The organism is Arthrobacter sp. H5 (assembly GCF_000520595.1).
Classification (GTDB): domain Bacteria; phylum Actinomycetota; class Actinomycetes; order Actinomycetales; family Micrococcaceae; genus Arthrobacter_D.
The window spans coordinates 1-9,009 of record NZ_KI915022.1; the positions used below are offsets into that span (position 1 = coordinate 1).

Consider the following 9,009-nt stretch of genomic DNA (forward strand, 5'->3'; position numbering starts at 1 on the left):
GGTAAGCAGCCCAGAACCACAAATGCAGCGCGGTATGGGTCTTGTGCAGGACTGTACCGGCCGTCAGAGACACCTGATAGGCGCAGCCACCGCACTGCCATAGTCGTCGTGCTGCTATCGGCCACGCCGTTGTGCCGCCACACCGCGGACAGACGAAACCCTCAGGCCACCGGCACTGGAACAGATAGTCCAGACACGCCTGCTCATCGCCGAATCTGGCCTGGAAATCCAATATCGTCCGCGGAAAATCTGGCTTGGCCATGAATAAACCCTACCTGAGCTAACCGTTCACCCACTAGCGTGAACATGACGCGTCCGCCATAGCGGTCGGTAAGTGAGCCCACAATTATCCGGCCGAGTGCTCCCACGAGGATGGGCATGGCCACGAGAAAGGAGGTCTGCGCGGAATTGAGCTCGAGCTGCTGTGTATAGAGCGCACCCATGGGTGCTATGACCGTCCAGGCCCAGAAACCAACAACGGATGCCACCGTGGCAAGAACGAGATTCAACGTCCGGCCTGGAAACATTGTCATTGATGGGGGTGCTTGAGCACTCATTCGTTCCCCCTGCTGCGCCAGCGCCGGCATGTGTCGCCGTTTGCACGCCTAAAGGAGCCCACCCGCGGAGCAGCGATCCGGAGGAGGCGTCGTAAGGTTCCACGATCCGCATCATCCTATACCCGTTCCCGGGTAAATTCGGGCAGGGATTGACTAGACTTCATACACAAGATCCGTGCGCGGGATTAACGGATCAGTTGCCTTCGGGATCTGCCGGGTCCATGACGTTCGGCAGCGAAAAAATTTTCATGAATGGATGACAGTGCAGGAACGACGCCGGATCCCTCTGACGGAACGCTCTGCTGCACCGCACGTTTGTCCCCGCCCGGTGCGTCTTGAAGCACTGGAACGCATGCCCCTGTTCGCAGCGCTGACCACGACGGAAATCATTGATATTGAGCCGAGGATGCAGGCGCACGGCTACCATGCCGGGGAGTTGATTTACCGTTTCGGTGAAAATGCGACCAGTCTGTTCGTTCTGGCCTCTGGCACCGCGAAGCTGCATCGGCCCTCTGCTCACGGTCAGGATGTCGTGACGAACATTCTCGGACCGGGCGAGAGTTTCGGGACACTGGGGATTTTGGGAGAGCCAACATATGCGGACAGCGCCGAAGCCATGGCCGTCTCGTGTGCCTTGGAGATATCAGCCAGTGTTTTTAGAGATGTCATGGACCGACATCCGCGTCTGGCACTGACTGTCCTGGATGAGGTTCTTCATCGCTTTGAACAGGCCCAGCAAACAATCCGGCGTCTGTCCGCCGACAACGTCCAGCAACGCATCGCTGCCGCCCTCCTGACCTTGGCTGACAAGCTTGGCGATCCAAAGGGTGAAACAATCGGTTTGGAGTTTCCCCTGACACGTGCCGATCTGGCTGCCATGACGGGAATGACTCCCGAAACGGTCAGCAGGGTGATAAGCCGGCTTCGTGAAGACGGCATTGTCGACACCGGGCGACGCTGGACAGCCATTCTTGACCGCCCGCGGCTGGAAGCGGTAGCCCAGGGATGATTTTCATGACACGGCGAACACGTCCAGACCACTTGGGGTATGCCCGTCCCAGGCCTGACCCCGCCGGCAGTTTGAGGGCCTGCGGGGTTTGGGGCACCCGGTTACGGGGTTTTGCTTGCGCCGGATTAAAGGCTTCAGGCAGCAACACTTGCATTCGCCGAGGTGTACGGCGTGGGAATCAGGCACCGAACCTGGTAAAGGTAATTTTTCTACCGACGGTAGAACGGGAGGTATAGCCGTAGGTTCCCTGTTCGAGTAGCTCCCGCGCGGCATCGAATGCTGCTCCGAAGGCCGCAAACGCGAATGCGCCACCAACCGATATCCGGCTGACGCCGACGGAGCTTAACTCTGAGACGTCCGGTATGCCCGCCATCGCGAGCACGTTGACTGGGCGGTCCACCGACGCCACCACGGATCGGATGTCCTCTAACCGGGTGAGACCGGGCGCATAAAGTACATCTGCGCCAGCCTCCTGGTAGGCCTGAAGGCGGCGGATCGTGTCGGCCAAATCGGGCCGGCCGTGGAGGAAGTTCTCGGCACGGCCGGTCAGTACGAGCGGCGCCGGCCCCCGGTGAAAAGCTTCAGCGGCGGCGCGCACCCGCTCAGCGGCGAGGTCGAGTCCGTAGATGGGAGAGCCCGCGTCCCCGGTAAAGTCCTCAATCGACGCGCCCGCCAAGCCCGTCCGTGCCGCAAGCTTGAACGTTTCAGCCACGCCAGTGGGATCATCGGCGAATCCACTCTCCAAGTCGGCATTGACGGGTAGATCCGTCGCTTTCACGAGCTCCGCCACGTGCTCGAGGGCCTCGTCGCGCGTCAGCTGACCATCGAGACGGCCCAAGGACGCGGCATGTCCACTGCTGGTTGTGGCAAGTGCTCGGAACCCCATTGAGGCGAATAGCCGCGCCGAACCGATACTCCAGGCATTGGCGAGAAGCAAAGGTGTACGACCGTGATGAAGAGCGAAAAACCGGGCAGCTAGGTCTATGGGCGCCATTTTATTAGACTACATCTGCGTCACAGGCTGCACATTGGGGTCCATTCGAGGTCAGGCAGGACGCCAGGCAGGCCAGTGATCCGTTGCCCGCACACGCATGCCGCCCTGGCGACGCTATATATTGATCAAGTATGATTCAGATCATGTTCCAGCAGCATATGGGCGCGTAGATTGTGAAAGCTATCAATCCTGAAAGATCGGGATAGCAGCCCGGGGCATCGGCGAAGGAGCAACATGGCAATAGATGGCAGACCTACCTCAGATGAACTGCCGGCCCCTGCAACTTCCAATATCAATCCTGAATCGCTGGCTAGTTTTCGGGAAGAATTAGATCAGAGAAAACACGACGTCGTCGATGGGACCTGGGCAGGGTCCATGCCGGCTCAAAATGGTGTCCCGCCGAGGATTCGCTTTGGTCACAGTAAGTGGTTCAACCTTCTGTGGCTGATACCTATCGGGTTTGTTTTGCTCGTCATCGGTATAGCGGTGGCCAAGGGTCTGCGTGACATTCCGGTGATTGCCCAGTTCGTGGAGCGATACCCCGGAACGGTGGTTCCGGCGGGCGCGGAGGTGAACGGTGGTTTACCTGCGTGGGTGGGGTGGCAGCACTTTTTCAACGGGCTGCTGATGATTCCCATCATCCGTTCCGGCCTTAGTATCCTCGCCGATCATCCCCGGCTCTACTGGAGCAGGCATTCCACACCCGGCAGGGAATGGTTCCGCATGCAGAAACCAGTGCCCTCCGATCCGTTGTATACGGCGAAGCAGGACTCCATCACACTACCTAACGGTGTCGGGCTGCCCAGCAGGCGCCATTCGATCGGATTGGCCAGATGGTGGCATCTGGGTATCAATACATTGTGGCTGCTCAACGGGCTCATCTTTTACATCCTGGTATTCGCAACCGGCCACTGGCTGCGGCTAATTCCCACAAGCTGGGACGTGGTACCCAGCGCGGTCTCAGTGGCGATTCAATACCTTTCCCTGGACTGGCCCACTGATGATGCCTGGGTGGCTTACAACAGCCTGCAGGTCATCGCCTATTTCATCACGGTCTTCGTCGCAGCCCCACTGGCCTTCATCACCGGCCTCGGCATGTCACCGGCTCTATCTACTAAATTTAAGTGGATCAGCACCGTCTTCAGCATCCAGTTCGCCCGTTCACTGCATTTCCTGGTGTTGATCTGGTTCCTGCTGTTCATCGTGATGCACATAACACTGGTCGTCACAACAGGCGCGCTTAGCAACTTCAACATGATGTACGCAAGCCGGGACAGCGCAGACAGCTGGTACGGGTTCTGGATCTTCGCCGCGTCCCTGACGGTCATGATTGCTCTCTGGGTCGCGGTCACCCCTTTCACCAACCGCCACCCCCGCCTCGTTCAGCGCATTGGCTATGCCCTCATCGGCCCGGTGCAAAGGTTGTTCGAGCACATCGATTCAAAACCCGGCCAGTACACGGAGAAGGACATTTCCCCTTATCTGTGGCACAACGGCAAATACCCGGAGACCCAGGAATATAGGGACCTTTACGATAATAACTTTGCCGACTACCGCCTCCGGGTCTCCGGCCTGGTCGAAAACCCGGTGCACCTGGATTTGCGGCAATTGCGGGAGATGCCCCACCACGAGCAGATTACCCAGCATTTCTGTATCCAGGGCTGGTCCGGTGTCGCCAAATGGGGCGGCGTTTCGATGCAGACCATCGTCGATGTGGTCAAACCGAAGCCGGAAGCCAAATGGGTGATTTTCTACTCTCTCGCCGAAGGATCCGATTCTGGCATCTATTACGATGCCCAGCCCATTGAACAAATGAGCTATCACCTGACCATGCTCGCCTACGACATGAACGGTGAAGCCCTGTCCTACGGACACGGTGCCCCGCTGCGGTTGCGCAACGAAGTCCAGCTCGGTTTTAAACTCGTCAAATGGATCAAAGGCATTGAATTCGTTGAAGACTTCTCCGAGATCGGCGGCGGTGAGGGCGGCTACAACAATGACCACGAATTCTTTGGCTACCGGCAATCCATCTAAAGTATCTGCTTCAAGAGAGGGCCATCATGACGTCGAATAGCTTCGGTGCCCGTGATCAACTGACCGTAGACAGCAGTTCTTATGAAATATATCGGCTCGATAGCATAAAGGGCTCCGACCGGCTGCCCTACAGCCTGAAGGTGCTGCTGGAAAATCTGCTGCGCAATGAAGACGGCAGGCTGGTCACGGCCGAGCAGATCAGAGCCCTCGGGAACTGGAATCCGCAGGCTGAGACCAATACCGAGATCCAGTACACTCCGGCCCGGGTACTGATGCAGGACTTCACCGGTGTGCCGTGTGTTGTCGACCTTGTGGCCATGCGTGATGCCATGACCGAACTCGGCGGAGATCCGAAGAAAATCAATCCGCTCATTCCCGCGGAACTGGTCATCGACCACTCCGTTATCGCCGATGTCTTTGCTCGGCCGGATGCTTTCGGGATCAACGCTGAACTTGAATTCGAGCGCAACCAGGAGCGCTACCAGCTGCTACGCTGGGCGCAGCAATCCTTCAACGACTTCCTGGTCGTGCCGCCCGATACCGGCATCTGCCACCAGGTCAACCTCGAATACCTGTCCCGCGTGGTCTTTACCCGGGAGGGACCCGACGGAACCCAGGCCTACCCGGACACTCTGGTGGGCACCGACTCACACACGCCGATGGTCAATGGTCTCGGGGTGCTGGGTTGGGGGGTCGGCGGCATCGAAGCCGAAGCTGCCATGCTCGGCCAGCCGATGAGCATGCTGATTCCCCAGGTGGTCGGCCTCAAACTCACCGGAGAACTACCCGAGGGCACTACTGCGACGGACCTGGTACTCACCGTCGCCGAGCTGCTGCGCCGGATCAGAGTAGTAGGCAAATTCGTTGATTTCTTTGGTCCCGGCGTAGCCAATGTCCCGCTTGCAACCCGGGCGACGCTGGGCAATATGAGCCCGGAATACGGCTCAACGGGCTCGATTTTCCCCATTGATGACGAGACGCTGAGTTATCTGCGCCTGACCGGGCGGGACGAGCACCAGATCAAACTGGTGGAAGCCTATGCCAGGGAGCAGGGGCTGTGGCACGACCCGGATCAGGTGCCGGACTACAGCCAGATCGTGGAACTCGACCTAGCCACCGTGAAACCCTCCATTGCCGGCCCGAAACGGCCCCAGGACCGGATTCCGCTGGCAGTCGCCCAGCGTGCCGTCCGTGGGCTGCTGGCCGGAGAATCACAGGAGGATGCGATCCAGGGCGGTCTCGATGACGCCGACGCGGATTCATTCCCGGCCAGCGATCCCATTTCCATCAGTGGTCGGATTCCGCAGGACGACCCACCCCGTCAGTACGTGGACGACGGCAAGACCTTCAAGTGGCCGTCCAATCCTGCTGCAGTGGTGCTGGAGGGAAACACATCCAGCCTTGACCATGGCGATGTGGTCATCGCAGCAATCACCTCCTGTACCAATACGTCCAACCCCACCGTGATGATCGGTGCGGCGCTGCTGGCCAAAAAGGCAGTTGAACGGGGGCTGAGCAGCAAACCGTGGGTGAAGACCACCCTCGCGCCGGGCTCGCGTGTGGTAACCGACTACTACAACCGGTCCGGGCTCACTCCCTACCTGGAAAAGCTCGGCTTTGATCTGGTCGGTTATGGCTGCACCACCTGTATCGGCAACTCCGGGCCGCTGATTCCGGCCGTCAGCGCCGCAGTCGCAGACAATGATCTGACAGTTGCCTCGGTGCTATCCGGCAACCGGAATTTCGAAGGCCGGATCCACTCCGAGGTGAAGATGAATTTCCTTGCCTCCCCGCCGCTGGTGATTGCCTATGCTCTTGCCGGCACCATGCACACCGACCTGCTCAACGACCCGCTGGGAGAGGATCAGGACGGCACCCCGGTCTACCTGCGCGATATTTGGCCCAGTACGGCGGAAATCAAAGCCGTGGTGGACGAAAACCTAGAAGCAAAAATGTTTACCGAAGGCTATGCCGACGTCTATTCCGGGGACGAGAACTGGCGGGGCATGCACATTCCCGAAGGCGACAGGTTCGCCTGGGATGAGGAATCCACCTATGTGCAGCGGCCGCCGTACTTTGACGGCCTCGGCCCGGTACCGGAGCCAGTGCAGGACATTACCGGGGCACGGGTCCTGGCGCTGCTAGGTGACTCGGTGACAACCGACCACATTTCCCCCGCCGGCACCATCAAACAGGACTCCCCCGCCGGTCAATACCTGATCGAACAAGGCGTAGCGCCGAAAGATTTCAACTCCTACGGCTCACGGCGCGGCAATCATCACGTGATGATCCGCGGTACGTTTGCGAACGTCCGGCTCCGTAACCAGCTGGTACCAGGGGTCGAGGGTGGAGTCACTCGCCACTGGCCCGGTGGTGAACAGCAGACCATTTTCGAGGCTTCAACATCGTATGCGGCCGAAGAGGTGCCGCTGATCATTCTCGCTGGTTCCGATTACGGTTCCGGGTCCTCGCGGGACTGGGCTGCTAAAGGCACATCGCTTTTGGGCGTCAAAGCCGTGCTCGCCACCTCCTTTGAAAGGATCCACCGCTCGAACCTCATCGGCATGGGCGTACTCCCCTTGCAGTTCCAGGGCGGGGAAACAGCAGGGTCCCTGGGCCTGACAGGCGAGGAAATCTACTCGATCACGGGGCTTGAAGGCCAGGATCCACTGCCGCGTGAAGTCACCGTCCGTATCGACAGTGAAAGCGGCACCCGGAATATAACCGCTACGCTGCGCATCGATACTCCAGCCGAGGAGGCGTACTTCGTCCATGGCGGGATTCTGCCCTACGTCCTGCGCCAACTGCTCGCCGCATGACGGTACAACACGAGCCAATGGTCATCGTCGGTGCTGGTTTGGCCGGTGCGAAGGGCGCCGAGGCGTTGCGGCAGGAAGGATTCGAAGGGCGCATCATCCTGATCGGGCAGGAACCCGAGAGGCCCTACGAACGCCCCGACCTCTCCAAGGACTACCTGATGGGCGCCTCGGAAAAGGAGAAAATTTACGTCCACCCAGAGCCGTGGTACGCAGATCACGGCGTGGAGTTGCGGCTTTCCACCCGTGTCACCGGCATTGACACCCAAAACCGCCTGGTGAACCTGGCACGAACGGAGCCGGTCCGCTACGACAAGCTATTGATCGCCACCGGCGCCTCCGCACGGTTGCTGCCTGTTCCGGGCGCCGATCCACACCGCGAATATTACCTTCGCCGGGTCGAGGACTCACAGCAGCTCAGGTTCATTCTCCAGTCGGCCCACCAGGTGGTCGTCGTCGGCGGCGGCTGGATCGGCCTGGAAGTGGCTGCTGCCGCACGGGCAGCCGGCGCGGCCGTCACGGTGCTGGAGCGCGAGGAGTTGCCGCTGCTACGGGTGCTGGGGCGGGAAATGGCGCAGGTGTTCGCTGATCTGCACCGCGATCATGGAGTCGGCTTACGCTGCGGCGTGCAGATCGCCGAAGTCACCGGCCAGGGACGGAAGGTCACCGGCGTCCGGCTCGTAGACGGTACCTGGATTGAGGCGGATGTGGTGGTCGCCGGCGTCGGCACCACCCCCAATACTGACCTCGCGGCGGATGCCGGGCTCGCCGTGGATGACGGGATCATCGTCGACGAACATCTGCGCACCTCTGATCCACACATTTTTGCGGCCGGGGACGTGGCCAACGCGCACCATCCACTCCTGGGCAGGCATCTGCGGGTCGGGCATTGGGCCAACGCACTGCACCAGCCAGCGGTGGCCGCCAAGTCGATGCTCGGAATCGACGCCGCTTATGGCCGCCTGCCGTACTTCTTCACCGATCAGTACGACGTAGGAATGGAGTACTACGGTCACGCCGGGCCCGGCGACTACGACGAGGTTGTCGTGCGTGGAAACGTGGACAAGCGGGAGTTTCTCGCTTTTTGGCTGAGGAACGGCGTCACCCTGGCCGGTATGAACGTCAATATCTGGGATGTGACTGAACAAATCCACGCGTTGGTAGCTTCAAAAAAACCGGTCGACCCGGTGAAACTGGCCGATCCCGGCGCCCCACTGTCGGGCGTTTACGCCGACGGTCCTACCGGGTAGCGAGAGAAAATCGCCACCCTATTGAAGGCGTTAATGACGGTGACCAGCCACGCTACCGCCGAAACCTGTCCGACATCCAAAACCTGCTCGCTCCGGTCATACAGTTCATCGGGGACCTGCCCGTCGCTGACCCTGGTCAGCGATTCCGTCAGCTCCAGGGCGGCACGCTCCTGCCCGGAGAAATAACCGCTCTCCCGCCAGGCTGGTAACACCGCCAGCCGGTCGGTTGATTCGTCGTTGTTGAGTGAATCACGGGTGTGCATCCGCAGGCAGAAGCTGCAGCCGTTGATTTGCGAGGCCCTGATCCTGATGAGTTCGATCAGCCGTTGATCGAGACCCGCCGCTGCGG

At 59.9% G+C, this 9,009-nt stretch carries 8 protein-coding genes; 4 read left to right on the plus strand and 4 right to left on the minus strand.

The annotated features are described in order from the left end of the window. Together Y708_RS28675 and Y708_RS0118665 are read right to left on the minus strand one after the other, a co-directional pair. Positions 1–262, minus strand: a 262-nt coding sequence (locus Y708_RS28675) for a transposase (RefSeq protein ID WP_162150499.1), incomplete at its 3' end; no start/stop codon positions are given. Then, on the minus strand, positions 204–533 hold the full coding sequence (locus Y708_RS0118665) for a hypothetical protein (RefSeq protein WP_155853942.1): 330 nt from the start codon (positions 531–533) through the stop codon (positions 204–206). The genes Y708_RS28675 and Y708_RS0118665, both read right to left, overlap by 59 nt. A gap of 280 nt (positions 534–813) precedes the next feature. Here Y708_RS0118665 and Y708_RS0118670 point away from each other — a divergent pair, with 280 nt between their 5' ends. Beyond that, positions 814–1,566 carry a Crp/Fnr family transcriptional regulator gene (locus Y708_RS0118670; RefSeq protein ID WP_028281104.1) on the plus strand — a complete coding sequence of 251 codons (753 nt, stop codon included), beginning with the start codon at positions 814–816 and terminating at the stop codon, positions 1,564–1,566. Positions 1,567–1,744: 178 nt separating this feature from the next. Here Y708_RS0118670 and Y708_RS0118675 read toward each other — a convergent pair whose 3' ends face one another. Further along, a complete protein-coding gene (locus Y708_RS0118675; RefSeq protein ID WP_035776832.1) occupies positions 1,745–2,560 on the minus strand; it encodes an isocitrate lyase/PEP mutase family protein in 816 nt (271 codons plus the stop codon). A 375-nt stretch (positions 2,561–2,935) separates the two neighbouring features. Here Y708_RS0118675 and Y708_RS0118680 point away from each other — a divergent pair, with 375 nt between their 5' ends. Genes Y708_RS0118680 through Y708_RS0118690 form a run of 3 tightly spaced genes read left to right on the plus strand, consistent with a single transcriptional unit; the run spans position 2,936 to position 8,660 of the window. Continuing rightward, positions 2,936–4,594, plus strand: a complete 1,659-nt coding sequence (locus Y708_RS0118680) for a molybdopterin-dependent oxidoreductase (protein WP_155853943.1) — start codon at positions 2,936–2,938, stop codon at positions 4,592–4,594. A gap of 26 nt (positions 4,595–4,620) precedes the next feature. Continuing rightward, complete coding sequence (locus Y708_RS0118685) at positions 4,621–7,413, plus strand: aconitate hydratase (RefSeq protein WP_028281107.1); 2,793 nt, start codon at positions 4,621–4,623, stop codon at positions 7,411–7,413. Continuing rightward, positions 7,410–8,660 (plus strand): NAD(P)/FAD-dependent oxidoreductase, encoded by a 1,251-nt coding sequence (locus tag Y708_RS0118690; RefSeq protein WP_028281108.1) that lies wholly within the window; start codon positions 7,410–7,412, stop codon positions 8,658–8,660. The genes Y708_RS0118685 and Y708_RS0118690 overlap by 4 nt, the downstream gene beginning before the upstream one ends. Here Y708_RS0118690 and Y708_RS26275 read toward each other — a convergent pair. Then, positions 8,636–9,009: carboxymuconolactone decarboxylase family protein (locus tag Y708_RS26275; protein ID WP_035776833.1), on the minus strand; the 374-nt coding region annotated here is incomplete at its 5' end. The genes Y708_RS0118690 and Y708_RS26275 overlap by 25 nt on opposite strands.

Coding starts and splice junctions, on each gene's coding strand:
- Y708_RS0118690 (WP_028281108.1), top strand. CDS start 7,410: ATGACGGTACAACACGAGCCAATGGTCATCGTCGGTGCTGGTTTGGCC.
- Y708_RS0118670 (WP_028281104.1), top strand. CDS start 814: ATGACAGTGCAGGAACGACGCCGGATCCCTCTGACGGAACGCTCTGCT.
- Y708_RS0118680 (WP_155853943.1), top strand. CDS start 2,936: ATGCCGGCTCAAAATGGTGTCCCGCCGAGGATTCGCTTTGGTCACAGT.
- Y708_RS0118665 (WP_155853942.1), bottom strand. CDS start 533: ATGACAATGTTTCCAGGCCGGACGTTGAATCTCGTTCTTGCCACGGTG.
- Y708_RS0118675 (WP_035776832.1), bottom strand. CDS start 2,560: ATGGCGCCCATAGACCTAGCTGCCCGGTTTTTCGCTCTTCATCACGGT.
- Y708_RS0118685 (WP_028281107.1), top strand. CDS start 4,621: ATGACGTCGAATAGCTTCGGTGCCCGTGATCAACTGACCGTAGACAGC.